Annotated in this window: 17 protein-coding genes and 3 pseudogenes; 14 read left to right on the plus strand and 6 right to left on the minus strand. The window is 66.9% G+C overall.

The annotated features are described in order from the left end of the window. Nucleotides 1-146 precede the first annotated feature (146 nt). The 8 genes from A5634_RS06335 (at nucleotide 147) to A5634_RS06370 (ending at nucleotide 7298) form a co-directional block, all read left to right on the plus strand. On the plus strand, nucleotides 147-479 hold the full coding sequence (locus A5634_RS06335) for a hypothetical protein (protein ID WP_044544301.1): 333 nt from the start codon (nucleotides 147-149) through the stop codon (nucleotides 477-479). A gap of 249 nt (nucleotides 480-728) precedes the next feature. Then, nucleotides 729-1181 carry a hypothetical protein gene (locus A5634_RS27095; protein WP_178359818.1) on the plus strand — a complete coding sequence of 151 codons (453 nt, stop codon included), beginning with the start codon at nucleotides 729-731 and terminating at the stop codon, nucleotides 1179-1181. Continuing rightward, nucleotides 1181-1684 carry a PaaI family thioesterase gene (locus tag A5634_RS06345; RefSeq protein WP_044543341.1) on the plus strand — a complete coding sequence of 168 codons (504 nt, stop codon included), beginning with the start codon at nucleotides 1181-1183 and terminating at the stop codon, nucleotides 1682-1684. Before A5634_RS27095 ends, A5634_RS06345 begins: the two co-directional genes overlap by 1 nt. Beyond that, on the plus strand, nucleotides 1681-2352 hold the full coding sequence (locus tag A5634_RS06350; RefSeq protein WP_044543340.1) for a TetR family transcriptional regulator: 672 nt from the start codon (nucleotides 1681-1683) through the stop codon (nucleotides 2350-2352). The genes A5634_RS06345 and A5634_RS06350 overlap by 4 nt, the downstream gene beginning before the upstream one ends. Nucleotides 2353-2431: 79 nt before the next feature. Then, on the plus strand, nucleotides 2432-2860 hold the full coding sequence (locus A5634_RS06355; protein ID WP_044544298.1) for a DUF6188 family protein: 429 nt from the start codon (nucleotides 2432-2434) through the stop codon (nucleotides 2858-2860). Nucleotides 2861-2975: 115 nt separating this feature from the next. Next, nucleotides 2976-6062 carry an RND family transporter gene (locus A5634_RS06360; protein WP_172831639.1) on the plus strand — a complete coding sequence of 1029 codons (3087 nt, stop codon included), beginning with the start codon at nucleotides 2976-2978 and terminating at the stop codon, nucleotides 6060-6062. 217 nt (nucleotides 6063-6279) lie between these two features. Then, the gene (locus tag A5634_RS06365; RefSeq protein WP_044543338.1) at nucleotides 6280-6864 is read left to right on the plus strand and encodes a recombinase family protein; all 585 of its coding nucleotides are present in this window, start codon (nucleotides 6280-6282) and stop codon (nucleotides 6862-6864) included. Continuing rightward, nucleotides 6864-7298 (plus strand): hypothetical protein, encoded by a 435-nt coding sequence (locus A5634_RS06370; protein WP_065143231.1) that lies wholly within the window; start codon nucleotides 6864-6866, stop codon nucleotides 7296-7298. The genes A5634_RS06365 and A5634_RS06370 overlap by 1 nt, the downstream gene beginning before the upstream one ends. 1094 nt (nucleotides 7299-8392) lie before the next feature. Here the strand turns inward: A5634_RS06370 and A5634_RS30095 are convergent. The 4 genes and pseudogenes from A5634_RS30095 to A5634_RS06390 form a co-directional block, all read right to left on the minus strand. Next, nucleotides 8393-8548 (minus strand): annotated as a pseudogene (locus tag A5634_RS30095) (hypothetical protein); the annotation flags it as partial. Between the two features lie 104 nt (nucleotides 8549-8652). Then, a complete protein-coding gene (gene mobF, locus A5634_RS06380) occupies nucleotides 8653-12081 on the minus strand; it encodes a MobF family relaxase (RefSeq protein ID WP_044543337.1) in 3429 nt (1142 codons plus the stop codon). 338 nt (nucleotides 12082-12419) lie between these two features. Continuing rightward, a complete protein-coding gene (locus A5634_RS06385) occupies nucleotides 12420-13601 on the minus strand; it encodes a rep protein (RefSeq protein ID WP_253861500.1) in 1182 nt (393 codons plus the stop codon). A gap of 444 nt (nucleotides 13602-14045) precedes the next feature. After that, the gene (locus A5634_RS06390; RefSeq protein ID WP_065143233.1) at nucleotides 14046-14444 is read right to left on the minus strand and encodes a hypothetical protein; all 399 of its coding nucleotides are present in this window, start codon (nucleotides 14442-14444) and stop codon (nucleotides 14046-14048) included. Between the two features lie 207 nt (nucleotides 14445-14651). On the opposite strand from A5634_RS06390, the gene A5634_RS06395 reads away from it, so the two are divergent. From A5634_RS06395 to A5634_RS06410, 4 genes are read left to right on the plus strand one after another with little or no spacing between them, the layout of a single operon-like run. Then, complete coding sequence (locus tag A5634_RS06395; RefSeq protein ID WP_065143234.1) at nucleotides 14652-15239, plus strand: hypothetical protein; 588 nt, start codon at nucleotides 14652-14654, stop codon at nucleotides 15237-15239. Nucleotides 15240-15290: 51 nt separating this feature from the next. After that, nucleotides 15291-17771, plus strand: coding sequence for a hypothetical protein (locus A5634_RS06400; protein WP_065143235.1), 2481 nt, complete (start codon nucleotides 15291-15293; stop codon nucleotides 17769-17771). Beyond that, entirely contained in the window at nucleotides 17768-18664 is an 897-nt protein-coding gene (locus A5634_RS06405) for a hypothetical protein (RefSeq protein ID WP_044543349.1), read from the plus strand. The genes A5634_RS06400 and A5634_RS06405 overlap by 4 nt, the downstream gene beginning before the upstream one ends. A gap of 35 nt (nucleotides 18665-18699) precedes the next feature. Next, nucleotides 18700-18849, plus strand: coding sequence for an antitoxin VbhA family protein (locus tag A5634_RS06410; RefSeq protein ID WP_231992779.1), 150 nt, complete (start codon nucleotides 18700-18702; stop codon nucleotides 18847-18849). Between the two features lie 138 nt (nucleotides 18850-18987). On the opposite strand, the gene A5634_RS06415 is transcribed toward A5634_RS06410, so the two are convergent. After that, nucleotides 18988-19185 carry a hypothetical protein gene (locus A5634_RS06415; protein ID WP_178359819.1) on the minus strand — a complete coding sequence of 66 codons (198 nt, stop codon included), beginning with the start codon at nucleotides 19183-19185 and terminating at the stop codon, nucleotides 18988-18990. On the opposite strand from A5634_RS06415, the pseudogene A5634_RS06420 reads away from it, so the two are divergent. Together A5634_RS06420 and A5634_RS06425 are read left to right on the plus strand one after the other, a co-directional pair. Then, a pseudogene (locus tag A5634_RS06420) lies at nucleotides 19184-19438 on the plus strand (PaaI family thioesterase); the annotation flags it as partial. The gene A5634_RS06415 and the pseudogene A5634_RS06420 overlap by 2 nt on opposite strands. A gap of 120 nt (nucleotides 19439-19558) precedes the next feature. After that, nucleotides 19559-20186 (plus strand): annotated as a pseudogene (locus A5634_RS06425) (hypothetical protein). Nucleotides 20187-20223: 37 nt separating this feature from the next. Here the strand turns inward: A5634_RS06425 and A5634_RS06430 are convergent. Next, entirely contained in the window at nucleotides 20224-21600 is a 1377-nt protein-coding gene (locus A5634_RS06430) for an HNH endonuclease signature motif containing protein (protein ID WP_065143236.1), read from the minus strand. Nucleotides 21601-21705 lie beyond the last annotated feature (105 nt).

A 21705-nucleotide genomic window follows, 5' to 3' on the forward strand; every position in this document is an offset into this window, starting at 1 on the left:
GTCAAGGCCGTGCCGCCGCTGCGCGGTCGACCACGGTCGAGCCTTGACAGCCCCCACCACCACGCACCAACAGCGGCCACTACGAGGAAGGACATCCAAGCGAAGGAGCTCAGCAGATGTCAGCAGGGAGTCATACCGTGGAAATCATGAACGCGAACACGCCGCCGGCCGCCCCGCCGCCGCAGCCGGGTTCCGTTGAGCACTGGGCAGCATGGCTAGACAGATACGGCGACGATTACGCCACCGACGACGAACGCCGCGCCGCCTACCAGGACTTCACGACCAACCTCGCCGAGATGCAAGCCGTCTTTTCACAGCCGGAGGACATGCACGTGGCTGGCTATCTCGAAGCTCAGGAGCGGGTGGCCAGCGGCGACGCAGACGGTCCCGACGACGCCGAGGTATGGGTTCCGGTCGATCTCAACAGCTTCGCCCGCGCGGATTGGCTCGAAGGCTTCCGCTCCCACTTCGAGCCATAAAATCCCTGCTCATCCCCGAAAATGCCCGCTTGATCACCGGCGTCTGCATGCACGCTCGTTAACGTCTCCGGGCATGTGCATCGACACGTTCAATCGCTCGCGTGGACGCCGGTCATCCAGCGGAACCTGCCAACCGGCCAGGGTCGCGCCGAGAATCGGTGTGAAGGTACAACCGCCGCTCCACGACCGGCCCACCGCCGTCACACAAATCAGCCGCGCGAGGCCGCTCCCGGACGACCGGAGCATGTCGTGACCGCTCGCCACATCTACGTCGACGAAACCAAGCAACGCGACTATCTGCTCGTGGCCAGCGTCCACGTCACGACGGAGCTGGCCGCACTGCGTCAGCTGATACGAGGCCTGCTCCTTCCCGGACAACGCTACCTGCACATGAAGGACGAAAAAGACGGCCGCAAACGCACCATCGCCCAGGCCCTTGTCGACGCCGGCGTACAAGCCACCATCTACCGCGCTGGCGCCCACCACCGCAACGAACGCCAACGCCGCTCAGCGTGCCTACGCGCCCTCATCGAAGACCACGCCAACGCCCGCGACGCACACATCGTGCTCGACGAGGACGAAACTGCTGTCGTTCACAGGTTCACCTCGGCATTGAATTTCGGGCGATGTCGTGAACGACAGTCTAGCCGTTGTGGTACTAAGAGTATCGCAGCGAAACCAATAGTACTGGGAGCGGTTTAGTGCCTGAAAGCGCGGCGCCGTCGGAACGGCTGCCTTCTCACACCCCGACGTGCATGGGGTGCGGCCCGGACAATCCGCACGGGCTGGGGCTGGTGGTCTATCGCAGCGCCGACGTGGTGTATGCCGATGTGACCTTCGATGAGCGCCACATCGGGGCCCCTGGCTTAGCCCATGGTGGGGCGGTGGCGGCGGCGTGCGATGACGTGCTGGGCTTCACGCTGTGGATCGCCGGCACACCGGCGGTGACGCGCGCTCTGACGGTGGAGTATCTGCAGCCGGTGCCACTGCACCAGCCTCACCGCATCACCGCGCATATCACCGGCCGTGAGGGGCGGGCGCTTCATGTCGCGGCGGCAGGGGTCCAGGAAGGCGTTACTCGGTTTACCGCGAATGCGGTGTTCGTCGTGGTCGACACCGCGCATTTCGCCGCTCACGGCGACATCAGTGGATTTGGTGAGCTTCTCGAACAGTTCTCGCGCCGCGGCGGCGACCAAGCATCATGACCGCCGCCAGCGCGCGGGTTAGCAGCGAAACGGTACAGGCTCAGGGGGTTTCGGCTGGCGACCAGGGCCACACAGCTGGCGGGCTGCGTTCACGCGCCTCCGCACGTCGCCGGGAAGCGATTATGGATGCCGCGCTCGCTGTTGCTGCCACCGGCGGCTACGACGCGGTCCACATGCGGACAGTTGCCGAGCGGGTCGGTATCGCTGTGGGCACGCTCTACCGATACTTTCCAGCCAAAACCCATCTGCTGGTGGCGGCGCTGATCCGAGAGTTTCAGCGCCTCGATGTATCCGGGGACTGGGCCACCGGCGCCTCCACGCCGCAGCAGCGACTGGACCGGCTCACCGAGCACCTGCACGATCGCTGGCAGCGTGACCCGCTGTTGACCGACGCGATGACACGCGCCTTCGTCATGGCTGACACCCGCGCCGCCGCTGAACTCGACCGCGCCGCCGCGGCGATCGAAACCCTGTTGGCCCGCACCCTCGCCGGCGGTGAACCCACCCCGGCCGATCTGCGCCTCGCCGGAATCGTCGCCGATATCTGGCTGGCCAATCTCGTGGCCTTCATCAGCGACCGGGTGTCAGCGGCCGAAACCCGAGACCGCATCGATCGGGCCACCCGACGAGTCGTCCACCAGGCGAATGCGGGCAGCATTACACCGTAACGATACTTTCAGTATCGCAGCGATACCATTGGTAGTACTATTCGGGGTGCGGCTCACCGATGCGCCGAAGGAGACGGCCATGTACACCCAATGGATCGAAGACTGTGTCGTACAACGCGTCTCTGTGCGTGACGGCCTGGTTCTGGACCTCGATGACTACAACGAAATCGTCATCTCGCGCCCCCTGATACTGACCCTGCCCGCTGTCGACCGATTTCCGGTCGAGGCCGTCCTCATCGACCCTTTGCGAATCTCGGTGTACGAGCGCCCCTTGCTCAATTTGGCTGGCGCGGTGTGCACCCAGGCCTGGTCCGACGACGAGGGAGGACTGCACCTGAGCTTTTCACGTGGACACCGCATCGACGTCGATCCCGACGCTGAGGAGACCGCGTGGGAGCTGTACGGCAAACGTCACGGCTACATGGCGTGCCTGCCCCACGGTCGGGTGCGCGTGGTGCGCCACGACGTGCCCGAGGACGACAACGCCAACATCGTCAACCCGCGGTAGGCCGCTTTTTCGGGCGAGCTGGTGTCCGACGCACCGGCGCCGCCTTTGTGCTACATGCTGTAGCGTAGCGATACCGACAGTATCGTTGACTCATGGAGGTTCGGTGACCGACGGCATGACCGATTCCCCCGGCCCCGCCTCGCAAACTCAGCGCCGCGGTAACGACTCTCGCGACCCGGCGGACAACCGCGAGTACAGCGCCCGGCTGGCAGCCCTGGGTCGGTTCACCCTCCGCCACAAAGCACTGGTCATCGGGGCCTGGCTGGGCACGGCCGTGGTGTTGGCGTTGCTGTTTCCGCAATTGGAAACCGTGGTACGCCAGCAGTCGGTGGACCTCATTCCCCGCGATGCGCCCTCCCTGCAGACGGTGGAACGCATGAGCACCGCCTTCGGCGAAGAAGGGTCGAAAACCCTGCTCTTTGTGGCCATGGAAGACCCCAACGGTCTGACACCGGCAGCACGGCAGCGCTACGACGAACTCGTCGCCCGGTTGCAGGCCGAGCACGACCACGTTCTGCTGGTTCAAGACCTGCTGGCCGATCCGGTCACCGAAGCGCAGGCCCTCAGCCCCGACCGCAACGCCTGGTACCTGCCGGTAGGGGTGACCGGCACACTGGGAGACCCCACCGCCGCCGAGTCGGTGAAGGCGGTGCGCAGCATCGCCGCAGAAGTATTCGCCGGATCAACGGTCACCGCGCAGGTGACCGGACCGCCAGCGACGTTCAGCGACATGATCGCCTCCGCCGAGCACGATCTGCTGCTGATCTCGATCGCTACCGTCGGCATCATCGCCCTGATCCTGCTGATCGTCTATCGGTCGGTGTTCACCGCGTTGCTCCCGCTGCTGGTGATCGGGCTGAGCCTGGCCGTCGGACGCGGTGTGCTCTCCGCGCTCGGGGAGATGGGTATGCCCGTCTCACAGTTCACCGTGGCATTCATGACCGCGATCCTGCTCGGCGCTGGCACCGACTACACCGTCTTCCTGATCAGCCGCTACCACGAACAGCGCCGCGCGCAGGTACCCCCCGACCAAGCCATCATCCACGCCACCGCCAGCATCGGACGCGTCATCCTCGCCTCCGCCGCGACCGTTGCCTTCGCCTTCCTGGCCATGGTCTTTGCCCGACTCAGCGTCTTCGCCGCCCTCGGCCCGGCGTGCGCCATCGCCGTCCTGTTCGGTTTCCTGGCCACCGTCACCCTGCTCCCGCCAGTACTGGCGATCGCCGCCAAACGCGGCATCGGGGAACCCAAATCCGATCGCACCCGCCGCTACTGGAACTCGGTGGCCGTGGCCGTGGTTCGTCGCCCCGTGCCGCTGCTGATCGTCAGCCTCGTCATCCTGCTCGCACTGTCCGCGGTCGCAGCAACCATCAAAATCAGCTACGACGACCGCAAAGGTCAACCAGCCAGCACCGCAAGCAACCAGGGCTACCAGCTGCTGGACCGACACTTCCGCAAAGACATCGTCATCACCCAATTCCTCGTCGTCGAAAACCCCACCGACATGCGCACCGGCAAAGGACTCGCCGACCTCGACGAAATGGCCTCCCGCGTCTCCCAAGTCAGCGGTGTCACCAAGGTTTCCGGAGTCACCCGCCCTACCGGGGAACGCCTCGACCAAGCGGAACTGGCCTGGCAAAACGGCCAGATCGGAGACAAAATGGCCGGCGCAGTCGCCGAGGGCAACGCCCGCAAAGGCGACCTCGCCAAACTCACCGACGGCGCCGATCAACTCGCCGGCGGGCTAGCCCAACTCGACACCACCGTGCGCACCGCCCTGACCCCCCTCGCCGTAATCCTCGGCCAAGCACAATCCGCCGGCACCCAGATCAACCAGTTCCGACCACTACTGCAACAACTTTCGGCCACCGCCCCTACCGCCGATCAAGCCATCCAAGCTGGCCCCGGCCTGCGACCGCTGGCCGAACAAGCAGCGAACGCGATCACCATGCTCGACCCGCTCGTCGGCGCCCTCAACACCTCGCCATGGTGTGCGACCACACCGCAATGCGCCCAGATCCGCGACCAAGTACGAATCCTGACCACCCTGCGTGACGGCGGATTCTTCGACCAGATCGCCGCCCTCGGCGACCGCTACAACCCCGCCACCAATGCCACCGTCACCGGCACCCTCACCAACGTCCAAAACGCGGTCGCCACCCTGGACAAAGCGTTCGGCGCCCTCGGCAACCCCGACGACCTGGCCGCCAACCTTCGCCGCCTCCAGGACGGAATCGGCCAACTCGCCTCCGGCGCCCAAGCGCTCGCGACCGGTGTGCGCACCCTCGCCGACAGCAACATCGAAATGCTCTCCGGCATGAGCCAAATCGCGACCCAACTGCAAAACTCTGCACGCGCAGCCAAGGACTCCGACTCATCGAGCGGGTTCTACCTGCCCACCAACGCCTTCGAGAACAGGCAATTCACCGACGTCGCCAAACAGTTCCTCTCACCCGACGGCAAGACCGCGCGCTTCATGATCGAAACCAGCTACGACCCCTACAGCGTCGAAGCCATGGACCTCGCCAACCAGATCACCCACACCGCCAGCACCGCACGACCCAACACCTCACTGGCAGAAGCCACCGTCTCCGTCGCCGGCTTCCCCGCCGTCAACTCCGACATCCAACGATTCCTCTGGGCAGACTTCGCACAGTTGGCCATCGCCACCACCCTCATCGTCGGACTCATCCTGGTCCTGCTGCTGCGCGCGCTCCTGGCACCGCTCTACCTGCTAGGCACAGTCCTGCTCAATTACCTGGCCTCCCTCGGCATCGGCGTCCTGGTCTTCCAATGGGGATTCGGCCAGGAAATCGCCTGGCCCGTACCGCTATTGGCGTTCATCATTCTCGTTGCCGTCGGCGCCGACTACAACATGCTGCTCGTCTCACGCCTGCGCGAAGAATCCGGCCGAAACATCCGTGTCGGCGTCCTGCGCACCGTCGCAAACACCGGCGCCGTCATCACCTCAGCAGGTCTAATCTTCGCCGCCAGCATGTTCGGCCTCATGGTCGGCTCCGTCGCCATCATGATCCAAGCCGGCCTCATCATCGGCGCCGGACTGCTACTCGACACCTTCGTCGTACGCACCCTCACCGTGCCCGCCATCGCCACACTCCTACGCGAAGCCAGCTGGTGGCCCCAGCGACCCACACGACAACAACCAGCCCTACCTTCGAACCCAGCCGAAGCACACCCATGACAAGAATTCGTTGCCATTCTCGCCCTACTGATCAGCGAGCCTGAGCCCTTCACGTCCCACGCCGCGCATCCGTTGCGTGTCCCATTTCTAAAGAAGTGAGACGGCCCCACATGGCCCGCGTTGTGGTCACATCGCGCCAGGTCGCGGTGTCTCATTTCTTGTCTCACACGGCGTGTCTCAGATCCTCGATGTCAGAGGACAATGAGACGGTAGCGGTGTGACAGCGATTCTCGGATACGCGCGGGTCAGCACCTTGGGCCAGGACCTCGATGCACAGCTCGCCGCGCTTACCGCCCAGGGCGTCGAATCCGGCCAAATCTTTACCGACAAGCTGTCGGGTGCGGTGAACACCGTTCGGCCGGGCCTGGCGGCCCTGCTGCATTACGCCCGCGAGGGCGACACTGTGGTGGTCACCGCCATCGATCGACTGGGCCGATCCGTCGCGGAAGTAACCCGCACCATCGCGGATCTGAGTGAGCGCCGAATTCTGTTACGCGCCTTACGTGAAGGTGTGGACACCGGCACACCAACAGGCCGTGCGGTGGCCACCATCATGGCGACGCTGGCCGAGCTTGAACTCGAACTCGGCCGTGAGCGTCGCGCTGCCTCGCGCGACTCCCGGCGAGCCCGCCAACTGCCGGCTACCAAGCCGGCCAAATTGACCCCCGAACGACAAGAACAGCTGCGCCGCCTCGCCGGGACGGGCGAACCCGTACACGAACTTGCCCAAGCGTTCGGGGTGAGCCGGGCGACGGCCTACCGCTACCTGGCCAAACTCAGTTCTCAGTCAGGAATCGCGTGATGGCCGCCGAGGATTTGCATCCCTCCACTCACCTGCGGGCCGCAGCGTGGGTCCCCGATGACGTCGAAGATCGGCCGTGGGAGGAAGCCGTCGCCCTGGCCGCCGACTGGATTTGGGAACGCAGTCGCGAGGAGGAGCTAGCGCCGCTGCTGGTGAGCAACGCGCAAAACGCGGCGACCTTTGGTTATGCCGACCTCGACGAGATCATCCGAGCGGGGGGTCACGCCACACCCCAGAGCCGTAGCCGACCCGATCGCGGTCCGGTTCTGGCGTTCGTGCCAGACGAACGGTCGTTGCACTTCGCGATGGGCTTGGCTCGGGGCTATTCGCTTGCTGTCGTCGAGGGCTCCACGCCCTTAGCCGAATGGGCTGCTGGCGCGGCCGCGATCAACCTGCTGACCGGGCAGGTCACTACGTCCCCAAGTCGACGATGATGTCCGCAAAGACCTTGATTCCGTCATTTTCTACGGCGGTCGTAACGGCTGGACAGGGGCAGATGAAAAGGCGCAAGTGCGGCGGTTTCTAAGCGATCACATCAGCGGCGGTCGACTGACTCCCGATCAGGCCGCTGCGTATGCCTTGTCGTCGCAATCGGTGTCCGACCGCGGAGCCAAGCGACTGCGCGAGCTGCTCAGCCGCAATCGGTGATCACCACGCTTCGAGTGCTTCTAAAATAGTCGTTTCAGGGACACATCCATAGCCCGCTGCACCCACCGCGCTGGTTCGGCGGTTTCCCACGCGGTTAACATCGCCTGCCTATGGCGTCGTTGAATGTGCAGGAGGTCCGTGATGACCTGGACGGAGCGCTGGCCCGCGTCGGGCAAGGAGAATGCCTTCTGGTGATTGGAGATGACGGCCAACCCATTGCCGAGCTGCGCTCGGTCAGGCGAGGACAGGCGGGGCGGCGGCGGCAAAGGCAGGTCCCCCCGCCACGCCACCCAGTCCTGGGAGCTGCCTTCCGCGACGGCACGACAGGAATTGAGGCTCTGCGCGACGACTAACGTCGGACTCGCACGACTCGTCTTCCCAGGGAGTGACAGCCCCGCTGTCGCGCCTTGGCGTGACCGGCGTTCCATCCTCATCGGACATCCGGATGGTTCGGCGAGGCGTGTGAGTTGTCATACCGATCCTCCGCAATCCAGATTGTCGGAGATCGTTGAAATGGCTTCTGGTATCGACGAAAAGGGAATGGCCGAGTGGAGCTGGTCAATCTCGTCACTAGATAAGTCACGACCTGCCCACGCGCAGAGCTGTTCGTAGGTCAGTGTGATTGATCTGTTGCTCATCTCAGGTCCACCTTCGGCGTACATCTTCGCGACAAGCGGCAAAGGCAGGTCCCCGTGCCACGCCACCCAGTCCTGGGAGCTGCCTTCCGCGACGGCACGACAGGAATTGAGGCTCTGCGCAAAGCGGACACCACGTTGGTGTCCAGTAGGTAGGTCACAGCTCCGGGGGTGCGGGCGATCAGCGGGAGGCGCTCCGGCTCGACGTCGAAGTCGCTGTGAGGGCTGTCGTCGGCTAGGGCGTGTCAACGATGGTGATCTCTTCTTCTGACACCCCCGCGCGGGAGGATCGCGCGGGCGTTCCGTACCGCTCGGGCGACCTGCTGCTCTTCTTCGGAGTCATACGGGTAGGCGGGGTTGTCTATCACTGCCGCTGCATAGGCGGCGTCGAGGTCGTCGTCAGCTTCGTCGCTGCCTGACGAGTCCGGCGAGCTGGTGGCCACACGGACGAGCGTAGCGAGCCCGTCCCGACAACGAACGGTTCTAGGAAGCGGTGGTTTTTGGATCAGATGTCCAGGCCGTAGTCGTTGTCGAGGTCTCGTCCGCGGTCGCGGTGACGCTCGGTGACGTCGCGGATGCGGGTGAGTTGGTGCCAGCCGCGTTGGTGGGTGGCACGGTGGCGGTCGATGTCGGCGGCTAGTTCGGGGTCGGCGATGGTGAGTGCTGCGGCGCGGGCGGCGGGGTCGATGTCGTGGTGGTGAGCAGCCCAGGGGAGGTTGAGTCCGTCGAGGAGCCGACGCGAGGGGCCGGGTTGGTCGTCGTCAACGAGCAGCAGCCGGGCGTGATGGGCGGCGGCGTGCTGGGCGATGCGGGCCAGGTCGGTGGGGCGCGCGGCTGCGGCGTTGTCGATGATGAGGACTGCGTCGCGGGGCATCGGGGTGGTGGTGAGCCGTTTGGGGTTGTAGGGGACGACCATCCATCCCCGCTCTGTGTATGGCGGCTCGGGTGTGGGGGAGACGACCACGACGGCGCGGTCGCGGGCCTTGGCGGCGGTGTGGGTGTCGGTGATGAGTTGGTCGAGGTCCTCCCGGTTGCGGGAGTGGGCCGTGGTGACCGCGTGGGCGTAGGGCACCGCCAGCGGTCCGGCGGGCAGGGGGTCGCCGCCGTGGCGGCCAGCCACAGCGAGGATGTCGGCCAGGGCGCGATCGGCGGTCTGCTTTGCTGCGCGGTGGCGGTTGTCAGCGGTGCGGCCGCGGTCGTGCCGGTGGGCCCGCCGTAGGTCAGTGACGACGCGCCGGTGGTGGTCGAGGTGGTCGGTAACCTCGGCGGGCAGCTGGGTGTGTTCGGCTGCGGCAGCGGCGGTTTCGGCGATGGTGGCCGAGTCGCGGTCGCGTCCGAGGATGGTTCGCAGCGCGGCGGCGGCCTGCGCGGTGGTGCCGCGCACGCGGGTATGGGTGTCGATATCGGTGGTGGTGGGTGCGTGTTCGTGGTCGCGTTCTCCGGTGGGCTGCTCGTAGAGGTAGACGTTGTTGGTGTGGCGGCCGCGGGTCATGGCGACGTAGGCGGTGCGCCGGTTGGCCAGCCGTGAGGCCACGCCAAGTAGTGCGTGGGTGGTGTCGGCGGTGGCTCCTTGGGCTACGTGCACGGTGAGCACGTAGCCCAGGTGCACGTGCTTGCGCAGGTACTCACCGCTGAACACGGCGATGGCATCGTCGCCGATGCGGCGGGCCGCGAGCCGGTTGTTGTCGGGGTCGACCTCGTCGAGGACTTCCCAGCGGTTGCCGTTGCGGACCGGGGCGGGATCGGGTTGGCCGGCGCGGGCCGGGCGGATAGCGATGGTGGGGTCGCTGTCGCGGGTGACGATGAGGTCGCCGGCGGCGATGCGGTGCTGGCGCGCGGCGGCGACAGTGGGGGCATCCGGGTCGATGCGGTCGCGGTGGATGCGTTCGTTGAGTGGGTCGGCGACTTCCCAGCGATCGGCGATCAGCAGGGCGTCGCGGCCGGCGTCGAGATCGGCGCGCCAAGCGGCCAGGGCGTCATCGGCCATGGTGACTTCGTCACCGACGTTGAGTCGGCCGCTGCGGCGATACCAGCCCACGGCGCGGCGCACCGCGGCGGCGCCGCCGTGCCGTACCGCCAGGGAGGCGGATCGTTCGTCGGGGTCGCGCATCCGCCACACCTCGGACAGGTGTTGTGCCCAGGGCAGGTCGGTGCAGAGTTGTTCGAAAGTGCCGGCGCGTGCTTTGACCGGTTCGAGCTGGCGGGCATCACCGACCGGAACAATTTTGACCCCGGCCTCGGTGGTCGCGGTCAACAACTCGCGCAGCTGCTGGGTGCCGACCATGCCCGCCTCGTCAACGACCACGAGGGTGGGTGCGGCAGTCAGCTGTAGGGTGCCGCGGCGGTGGCGCTCCAGTGCCGCCGCGATCGTCATGCCCGCGCCGCCGGCGTCCTCACTCATCGCCTGATCGACGGCGCGGTGGGTAGGCGCGAGCACCAGCACATCGCCGCCGGTGCGGCGCATCGCCGCCCGCAGCGCTTTGAGGCTGTGCGTCTTGCCCGCGCCGGCGGGCGCGGACAGCGGCTGGATCAACCACGGCGAGGTGGCGATGTTGGTGATGGCCGCACGCTGATCCGGCGACAGCGCGGCGGTGTCATCACGGCGGATGGGGATCACCGCGCGCTGCGATCGGGCCGGGGTCAAATCGATGATGGCGCGTTCCTCGGCGAGCAGCTCGGCGGCGGTGTAGCGCACCGATCCCTCCCGCTGATGCGGCGCACGCTCGGCGGTCACCGCAATCAAAACCTCGTCGGCCAGCGTCTCCACCAGCTCGCGCGGCGACACGCCAGCCGTGGCGGCGGCGCCCACTGGCAGCCGGGCTGCGATGGCCTCGATGAGATCGGCGCGGGTGAACGTCGCCGCCGTATGGATGCCCGCGACCGCCTGGCGCGCCACCTCCCGCACATCCACCCCGGCCGCGGCCCGACGCATCTCGCGGGCCTGCCGCTGCGCCTCGGCATCGATGCCGAAGCCGCGCGGATCGGCCGCCCAGCCGGCCCGCAACTGCGCCCGCGACAGACTCTCGGGCTTACGCGGGCGGGTCGCTTTCTGCGCCACGCCAAGCTGCGCCGCGGTCGGCTCCTCGTCGGCCAGCACAAGGTTGCCGCGCGCCCAGTCCTCGAGCTGGCTGGAACGCTGCGAGAACGCTTTGATGGTGGCGCGGTCAACGCCCGCCACTTCCGCCATGCCGGTGTCGGGATCGATCGGACCCCATTCCAGGGCAATCGAGTTGATCAAGTGCGACCGCAACGACGCTTGATAGATCATCCCGGCGGCGCGCGCTTCGTGGAACAGCGACGTGCCATCCAGCGACACCAGCCGGCCATCGGCGCGGGCTTGCCGGTTGGGCACGATCACGTGCGTATGCAGGTGTGGATCACCCGCGCGTGAGGTCTCGTGCTGAAACGCCGCGGCCACGATCCCCGGCAGCCGCACAAGATCCTTGCGGCCAGTGTGCGGATTGTGCGTGCGCGTGTAACCGGCATGCGCGGCGAGATACTTCATCGCCTCGCCGATGGCGTAGGCGTGCGCATCAGCGACCGCCTTGTCGGTCACATCGTCACCGAGCGCACGCAACAACGACATCGATTTCGGCGCGCAAAACGTCAAATCGAACCCGTGCACCGACCCCTCACGGAAGGCCCGGCCAACCTCACCGCAGGGCGCCACCCCGTCGTCGAGCCACCGGGTTACCACGTCCAGATCGGCGTCGCCGCCGAGCGCCTCGACACGCGTCAACCCGACCAGTTCGGCGGCGCGCTGCGCGTCCTCACCGACCACCAACCATGTCGGCAACCGGGTCTCCGACTCGCTGTAGTACTCGCCGAGGCCGCCGTTTCGAGCACGATCATCACGCGCCGCAGCCGTCGCCTCACGGGCGGTGTCGACGTAATACGACACCGACCAGCGGCCCAGCTTCGCGATCGTCAGCACCCGCGCCCAACACCTCCCAACCCGGCCACCCACGGGCCAGGGAGCTCGCCGCCAGGCGCGCTCCCGCCTATGATCGCACAACTTGTGCAAATGTGCCATGGTGTTGAGGCGCTGGGACAAGGTGAGCACTGTGGGGCCTGAACTGGTGTGGGGCGGTGGGGGTATCGAAGGGAAATGGGCTGGCTGTGGGTGAGCAGAGGAGAAGGTGGGGTTGACAACAACGAGGTATCGGGCGGGGCGAAGAGACAGGAGAAGGAATCAAGTAGCGCTGCGGAGTGGTGAAGAAGAAACACACGCGGGCGCGCCCGGTGTCACCGCCCGAAACTTAGGCACACTAGTTAGGTTGGCTTGAAAAGTGCGGGAGCAGTTAGCAGCGCCGTTTCGGAACCGCTGGGCGCGTCGTCGTCGACGAGGCGATCGAGGTGACGGAAGAAGGCCTCGGCGTCGGCGTGCTCGGTGCACTCCTCGCGCCGCCAGCGCCGCACCGCAGCTGACCGAGTAATAGCCTGCTCGGGTTCGTTGGGAAGGGGCGGCGCCATGGGCTCGACGATAGACCGTCGCGCGTGTGCGTCTGAACGCGCGCACGGAGTGCGCGCAGGGCGGGTGCGTTGTGTGCGTTCGGTGAGCACCTGGCGGATGTGTTCGCGGGCGGCGGCGATGCGTGCCTGCGCTGCGTCGGTGAGCGTCGCCCTGGCCGGCGTCTGGTCGATGCGGGTGGCGGCGTAGCCGCCACCTTTCGGCGGTGCTGGTGGTGTGGTCCAGGTGAGCCGGCGTAGACGGCTGGACAGAAATGCGCCGGGACTGGTGATCTCGTCGGGCCAGTTCCAACCGCGGGTTCGCATGTCGGCGTCCAAGGCATCGGTGATTGCGCGTGCCGACCACAGCGCCGGGTCGATGCCCGCGGCGGTAAGCGCGTCGCAGATAGCGCCGATGTGGCCGCGGCCCAGACCGTGGGTACACGCGACCAGTTCGGCGGCGAGCCGCTGGGCGGCAAGTGGTCGCGGCGTGGTGCGCCAGTGCCGCGCTGGATTGGGTTTTTGTTGGGGACTATTGGCGGCGTGTGCGCGTGCGCGCACGCTTGGTGAGTTGCTCCCTACGGGAGATAAAAGACCATCACCGCCTGACGGCGGTAGGTGGAAATCGTGCACAGGCTGATCGTCGGCCGGCCGGGGGTCCCGGCGCGACACCAGGTGGTACACCGAGGGGCGCCGGCCCACGCTGGGGGTGGTTGGCGAGCCGTGGCCGCGCTGTGCCTCCACGGCCCAGCGCGACACTCGCAGCACCCGCCACGCCGCGGTCACCGTGCGCACGTCACAGCCCACTGTGTCGGCGATGGTGGCGCGAGTGACCGCCACGTGGCGGCCGGTGGCGTGATCGGCGTGCTCGGCCATCACCGCCGCGATCGCCAACAACGTGGCCGCGGTCATCGACACCCGCTGCTCCGCGCACAGCTGGGCCAGCGCCGGTGACTGCGCCCACCGCCGCAGACCGTCCAACCATGACGCGCGACTCGTCCACATGGGCGCGCGATGTCCGACCGCGCTCGCGCCCGCGCGCAGCACCCAGTCCCGCCGACCCTGCGCCGTCTGGGCGCGCTCGACGTGCGGGCTGTGCGCGGCATGGACCGCCCCGCCGAGCGGCGTCGGTGAAGAACACGCCCGATGAGTCGGTCGGGCGGTGAGAAGATCACGATTCGCGCACTTGCTGCGCGGCGTATCTGGTACTGCGGGCAGGCGTGCGCTACCGTGAGACGAGTCCAGCAAGACACGTCCCTTTCAGGGGCAACGGGTGCGGACCCGGACCTGAGTTGGCGCTCAGGTCAGTACCTCAGACAAGGCCCCTACGGGGGCCTTCGTCATGTCAGCGGGCGAATCCGCACACCAGCTATTGAGATGTCACATCTGCCAAGGCCCAGCCGTCGAGCACGGAACAAACGAACTTGGTGGCCAGGCCCTGGCGGGGTCTCACATCGCCAGCGGCAAAACCTCCTCTACGCGATTGAGTGTGCGGGCGTACTGGGGTAGCCCGACATGGACCGCGAGGACGTCAGCGATGTGCGGGGAAACTTTGTGGTCGGGTGCTTCTGCCGTGAGCCGTTCAGATACCTCGCGGTGCGGGCGGACCATGATCCGGCCGTATTTATCACCCCGAAGCGCCTCGATCTGTCGGGTGGAGTTGATCGACGGCTGGTTTAGTTCTCGGACATGCTGGGGCAGCCCGACATACAAAGCGAGTACGTCTGCGACGTATTGCATAACCGAGGAGGCGCTGGCCTCTGAGGCCATTTCGACGATGCGTTGAGTGACCGCGGGATGGGTTTTGACCATGTGCGCTGCGCGGTCACCTTTGCTTGGACGAGCCATATTGCCCACTCTGTCAGTCGAGGGGTTTTGGAAACGCGCGACACGCCGATGCGGACAGATCATGGCCAATCCCGAGCGGCTACGGCCAGGTCCGGGTTGTTCACCCTTGTATGACTGACGCGAAAACAAATCGATCAATAGCAGTCATCACGTGAACGCTTCATTTGAACTTTGTTGTCTGACTTGGGCGTTGGGGGTGTTCGGCGCGTGCTTTTGTCAGTGCGCGCCAATACGCTGGCCCAAAAAGCCAGCGACCTCAGCGAGGGGGAAGACGTGCAGCATCCGCCAGCCGATCTCGGCGGCCCACCGCCCTCGGCCCCGAACCGTCTGGGGCGAGGCGGACTCATCGCCATCGTCGCTGCCACAGCTCTGATCTCCGCCGGGCTGGGAACCGCTATCGGAGCCATGGCCATCAAGTCCTCATCGCCCGATGCCGCCGCGCAGGCTGTTCAGCCCGCAAATGATGCAGGTGCATCAGCCAGCGGCGACACCCACGCCCAGGACGTCGGGCTGTGCACGCGCTACGCCACCATCAACAGCGCGATGCCGAGAAAGGACAAGAACGCGGCCGAACTGCTGCCCGGTGTGGGCGCGTTAGAGACGGCTCTGCATGAGTTCCCCAGCGCGAGTCCCCAGATTCGAGAAGCGGTGGCAGAACTGGTGTCGGTCTACTACGCACGGATGGCCGCGTACGCACCCGTCCGCACGCGTGGGCTGGCTGAACCGCGACCGCACAGCGCAGCAGAGGAGAACGCAGCGAGTGACCGTGTGTGGAAGATTTGTGGTCTCGGCTGAGTCTGTCGTGCATTGTGCGCACAGCCCGAACACCCAACGGAGGCAATAGAAATGCCCGCAGCATCGGGACAGTCAGCCAACAACATCCAGGTCGAGGCGCAGGCGCTCATCGCCGACGGTGCCAACACCGCGGCCGAGGCAGGGGCGGGCGGGGTAGGTGTCAGCGGTGGCGGCGCTGGTGATATTCAGCGTCCGCCGGGTGTGGCCGCCGCGATGGCGATCGGTGAGTTCTGGCCGAGCATCTCCGAGAACGACATTCAGCGTGTGGTCGATGAGCACCGGGCCGCTGAGCAGCGGTTGTCCGACTACGGCGACACGCTCAAACGCAAACGGTCCGAGAGTCCAAACCTCTTGCAGGGGCAGGCCGGCGATGCGCGGGTCGAACGGCTCACCGAGATGATGAATCATGCCTACGCCGTGGCGGATCATCTCGGTTCGAAAGCCGTTACCGGGGAGTCCTACAAGAGCACGGTGGTCGGGCTGAAAACAGACCTAACGCGCATCGGGGATGCCGCTCAAAAGGCTTGGGAGGCAGCACAAACGGCCAAGACACCGTTCTCTGTTGCCCCATACAAAACAGAAGCGGCAACAGCACAGTCCGTCGCACTGGGAGACATCGCCGCGACCCCGCCACCGACCCCTATGCCGGGCGAGGACAGCCCGCGTGACGGAACACAGGCAGGGCCAACAACCACCGAAAACGAATCTGCCGTGGACGAGCCGCGAGAGAAAGCCGACCGCGACTTGGGGTCGGCGGCGGACACGGTAAGCGACGCCAAGGGGGCCGGGGATGAACACCTCCAGGGTGACCAAGCGAGAGTCGCTGACGAAGTGGTCGAGGTGGATCACACAGCCACCGGCAACGAGTTTGCGGACGCACCAGCGCCAGTAGCTGGCGAGGTCGAGCGACCCGTGACGCCCCTGGCCAGTCCCGTCACGTCGCCTACAGCTATACCCCAGATGGGCAATGCGGGCAGCGGGGTGGGCTCGGGCATGGGCGGCGTGGGCTCGGTACGGCCGCCGCAAATGCCGACCGGTTTGAATCCGTTGAGCGGGAGTTCGTTGAAGGATGCGGCGACGGCTCCGGCGTCGTCGATGTCGGAGGCGCTGTCGAGTAATCCGAATTTGTCGAGTGCGGCGAGTAGTTTCCAGTCGGGTTTGGCGTCGGGTATGGGCGCTTCGGGCGCGGTGTCTCCGACACCATCGTTGGAGAAGTTCGCCGGCCCGCATCCTTCTTCGGCGGCGGCGTCGCCCGGTGGTGGGCAGGTTCCGGTGGTTCCTGCTCAGGGAGGGGGCGCGCCGACCCCGGCACCGGCCGCGCCGGGTGCACCGGCCCCGGCCGGCGGCGGCGGTATGGCACCGGTTCCTCCTGGCGGCGGTGGTGGGGGTGGTCTGATGCCGTATGTGCCGCCCGGTGGCGGTGGTGGTGCTCCGGCACCGAGTGCGGCGACGTTGCCGACCTCGGCTCAGCCGCCAGGCACGTCAGCGCCGCCGCAGCAGAGCGCTGGTGGGCCGCCGGTTGTGGCGTCGAGTTCTGGGTCTGGTGCGGCGGCTGGTGCTGTGGCGGCGGGCGAGCCGCTGCCGAGTGCGGAGCTGGTGTTGGCGCGGCGGATTCTCGATGGTCTGGTGCGCGGTACCGAAGTGCGGAAGGAGTTGCTGAACGGCGGCTGGGTGGAGTGGGCGGTGTCGGTGCTGGCGTTGCCGACCGGTCAGGTGGTGGCGATCGCCTCGACGGTTGGCGACGGTGCCTATGTGCCGCCCGGTGTGGTGATCCCGGCCTCGGCGACGTTGGCGGTCTATGACCACGCACTGCCGATCGACTGGGCGCACCGGTTCGTCGGGGTCCGTGCTGCGGCGAAGCTGCTGGCGGCGCACGCCGAGGAGCTGGCGCGGGTGACCGATGTTCGGCCGCGCGCGCTGGTGAGCTCGGAGCTGGGGGTGCAACAGCCACGGGAGTGGGTGGGCGAGTTTGAGGCGGTGCGTGACGCCGATATCCGCCGATCGCCGGGTGAGGCGCCAACGGCTGGTGGTGGCTACCGGCATCGCTTGGAGGCGGTGGCACCGGATATCTGGGCCAAGACGCAGCTGGTGCTGGGTGAGGCGATGTGGCGGCGGGTGGCCGAGGCGGTCGCGCAGACGGTGCTGGACGAGGCCAAGGCTGTGGAGGCGGATCGACCGCCGATGACCCCGCCGCTGGTGGACCCCTACGACCGGCGTGAGGTGGTGGAGCGGCTGGGCGCGGGCCAGCCTGTCGACTGGGATGCCCACCATAAGCACGTCGCGGAGCGCGGCGTGCTGCACCCGGATGGGGTGCTGGACGCCGACGAGTCTGATGTGTCCGAGGCCCAGCGCGGGTTCTACCGGCACTTTTACCGGTCAGCGCTGATCGTTGAAATGTTGGGATGCTGGCGGGACCAGCCGGTGTCGTTGCCCGATGTCGCCTACTGCGGCTGGGCCGCCGGGTTCGGGCATGCCGTCGACGGAGCGTTAAACCAGGCCCTCGCGGTGCTCGAACCGGGGCAGCGCCGATGAGCAGCCTGAAGGAGTGGGCCTGGCACAAAACCGGGCGGGCGGTGTTGTGGGCGCTGCTGGAAGCTGCCCGTGACGGCGAACTCGAAGAGGACTGGCGGGTGATGTGGGCGGACCGGACCGCTGCGGCGCTGCGGGTAGCCCGCGCAGGCGACCCGGACTGGTGGCGGGGCGATGCGGCGCGCCATATCCGGGCGGTGTCGCCGGGGCAGGGTTGGCCCCGGGTGGGTCCGGTGATACCTCGCCCGGCTCCAATACCAGTGGAGATACCTCGCCTGGGTCCGGGGCTGCCCGGCTTTGACGTAATCGCTGTGCGGCGAACGGCGGCCGCGGCTGCGGCTACCGCCGAGCCGGTGGGGCCGAGCCAGGAGGCAGGCGAAAAGGTGCTGTTGGCACTGCGTGACCTGGCCGACAACGACGCCGAGGCCTGGTGGGCGTGGGAACCAGCCCGCGCGGGGGAGGTGAGTGCAGGCCAGGCGCTGCGGGCTTGGTGGTGTGCGGCGCTGGAGGTGGTCGGCGTCGAGGAGGCCGAGGAGCTTGTGCAGAGCAGAGAGCGTGCAGAGCGGATGCTCCAGCAGCGCGAGGGCCACGGCGATATCGCCGTGCTCCAGGGGATGAAGGTGTGGACCCGCCAGGCGGACGGTGTCCGCGAGTTGGCGCAGCAGCGCCGCGACCTGATCACCGAAAGCGCCACCGCGGCGGCCACAACATTGCACCGGGCGACATTGCAGCGGGCGACACCTGGGGTCGGGCCGGTGCTCAGCGATTGGGTGGCGGAGGCGACCGCCCGCGCCCGCCAATGGCGAGACAGAGACGCGGCGGATGTGCATCTGGCGGAGCTGACTGACCCGGCCTACCGCGAAAGGCTGGAGCGGATACCGGAGTACTGGAGTTGAACACGCCCAGGCGTTCGCCCACCCAGGGCGAGGCGGTGTCCGTCGCTGTGGCGGCGAGCGGGCTGGCCGGCCACGAGGTTTCGCCGGGCGCGCGTGATCTCCTCGATCGAATCGAGCGCGGCGTGCTGACCTACGACGAGGCCGTTGCCGAGGTCATCGCGGAGTTCGGGCAACCCGCCCGGTGACCCCGGCGCAGTGTGGGTATCAGGGCAGCGCAGTGTGGGCTATCATAGGTGGTGCCTGTTGCGTTGAGCTTCAGGAAGTGAGCCCGAGACCCGGCCGGACGACCGTGGCGCTCGGGCTTCGCGATTTTTGGGGCCTGGTCACACGTCGCGGGTGACCGTGACGGCGGGGTTGATGAGCTTGCGCCAGTGCCCGCCTTTGGCCCAGCACCAGGCGATGGCGTCGGGGATGGCCAGCAGCGCGTCAGCGTGGGGGCGTTTGTGCTCGTAGTGCAGGGTGTCGCGGCAGCCGGCGGCTCGGGTGTATTCGATGAGTTTCTGGTTGTCGAACTTCACCATGGTGCCGCTGCTGTTCGATTCGGTGTTCGGCATGGTGATCCACGCCGCGGGCCGGCCGATCAGCCGCACCGCCTTCCTGCACGTCGACTACCGCAAGGTCACGCCCATCGACACCACGCTGACCGCGCGCGGCTGGATCCGGGAGACCGACGGCCGTAAGGCGTTCGTCAACGCCGAGCTGCGCGACCCCGACGGCAATGTGCTCGCCGAGGCCAACGGGTTGATGGTGCGTCTGCTCGCCGGCCAGCCCTGACGGGTCGGCGCCGAGACTGCAGGCAGTGCGGCGTTTTACCCTGAAATCCCGCACCCCGCGCAGTTTCGGCGGCACCATGATCACGTGACCACCGAACGTCCCGAGCGCGATGTGCGCCGGCTGTCCACCCCACGCGCGGCTGGCCTGGCCGGCGTGTTGTTCGCCGTGCTGTTCGGCGTCGCGATCGCGCTGATCCACACCGCGCTTCCCGAAGGCGCCCAGCCGGGCGCGCAGTGGGTGGAGGGTTCGGAGGGCAAGGTGCGCGCGGCGGCGGTGCTGATGCCGTTCGCCCGGCATCTGCTTCCTGTGGTTCATCGGAGTGGTGCGCGACGGATTGGGCAGGTTCGAGGACAAGTTCTTCGCCTCGGTCTTCCTGGGCAGTGGGCTGCTGTTCCTCGCGATGATCTTCGTGTCGTCTGCCGTGGGGGTGGCGTTGGTGGCCAGCCGCGGCGCCGACTACGGAGCCGATGTGCACGTGTTCGGTCAGGCACTGCTGATCGCGCTGTCGAAGACCTACGCCCTGCGAATGGCAGCGGTGTTCATGATGTCGCTGGCCACCATCTGGCTCAAGACCGGCCTGGTGTCGCGGGGGCTGGTGATCTTCACCTACGTGGTGGCGCTGACGCTGTTGGTGGCCAGTGACGTGACGGTGTGGCTGACGCTGGCGTTCCCGGTCTGGGTGCTGATCGTCAGCGTGCTCGCGCTGAGCAAGGCCGGGCTGATCGACCTGCACCGCGACGGCGACTGATTCCCGCTGTCGGCGAGCAGGTTTGGGTCTTGTCCGCCTACGGATCGTCGTGGTCGATGATCCGTTCGGGGTGGTGGAGGTTGTTGGTGCGGGACTGGCCGCAGTCCAGCTCGGGGGGCGGAATCCATTCGGTGACGCCGTCTGTGGGGCGGTTCCTTGTGGTCCAGCCGGCGGTCTCCACCATGCGATTGTTCGGCCCGCACGCCAACGTCAGGTCCTCGATGTCGGTGCGCCCGCCGTCCTTCCAGTCTTGGTTGGCGTGATGCACCTGGGAGCGGTAGGCACTCGCGCTGCAGCCGGGCATGGTGCAGCCGCGGTGTTTGGCCAGCAGCATCAGCCGCTGAGCCAGGGTGGCGGTCCGGCGGGCCCGGCCCAGGTGCAGGGGCAGGCCCTTGCCGTCGAACAGCGCCAGCCACGGGCGGGAGTGGGCGGCGAACTTGAGCACGTCGGCGATCGGCAGCCTCGTGCCGCCGGCGGTCAGGCCGTGGCCGGTGCCCTTCTCCAGATCAGTCAGACTCACCGTGATCACGACATTCGCGGGCAGGCCGTTGATGGTCCCCGTCGGCTGCGTGGTGAGCATGCGTTTGCACAGGGCCAGCAGCGCGTCGTGGTTGCGTTTGCCCGTGGTGCGGGTGTCGTTGCGTATCTGCTCGTCGGTGGGTTCGCCGTCGAGGCAGGGGTGCTCGTCAGCGGGGTTGCACATCCCCGGGGCGGCGTTGCGCTCCATCAACGGCTCTAAGGTGGCCCACGCCTCCGGAGTCAGGAGTCCTTCGAAGGGCCGCATCCCATCGGGGCGTTGCTTGCCGACCCGGATATAAGCCAGGGCTTGGCGGTCCTCATCGGAGAGCTCGCCGTCCTGGTTCAGCAGGTAGAGCATGTGCGCGGCGGCGGTGCGGAACTCGGCGGGTCCGAGTTCGCAGGCATGCTGGGCCAACTGGACTTCGGCGTTCTCCCGGGTCTGAAAATCCACGAACCCGGGCAGCTCACGAAAGAACCACCGCACATGCTTGATGCGCTCGGCGCCGATCAACCCCTGGGCCTGACCACGCGCGAACGTGGGCATGGAGGGCGCCAGCGGTTCACCGGTCAGCGAGGTCCGCGGCCCCAACAACGCCGCCTCGTCCAACCGCCGACGCGCCTCCGAGCTGGAGATCCGCAGCCGCTGCGACAGCACTGCCGAGTAATTCTTGGCGCCCAGGGATATCGGTGAGCTCTGGGAGGTGATCCGCTGATACACCCGATGATCGAGGACCGGCTGCGCGCGGGCGATAGCTTCAAGACGCTGCTGCACATCCAACAACTCGACATCGGTGAACGCGTCGATCGACAGGCGATTCATCTGCGCGGTCAGGGTTTCGATCTGCGCCAGGGCAGCCAGCATCGCCTCCCGGTCTGCGACGGCTGAGCTACCCATGCCTCGAACATACGTGCGACCACCGACAAAAATCCGCGCCATGTGACGTCAGATGCCCAAGTGACACAGGGTTTTTGGTACTTCATCGAGACTGCAACCAGCGTG

The organism is Mycobacterium asiaticum, from assembly GCF_001673365.1.
GTDB lineage: Bacteria > Actinomycetota > Actinomycetes > Mycobacteriales > Mycobacteriaceae > Mycobacterium > Mycobacterium asiaticum_A.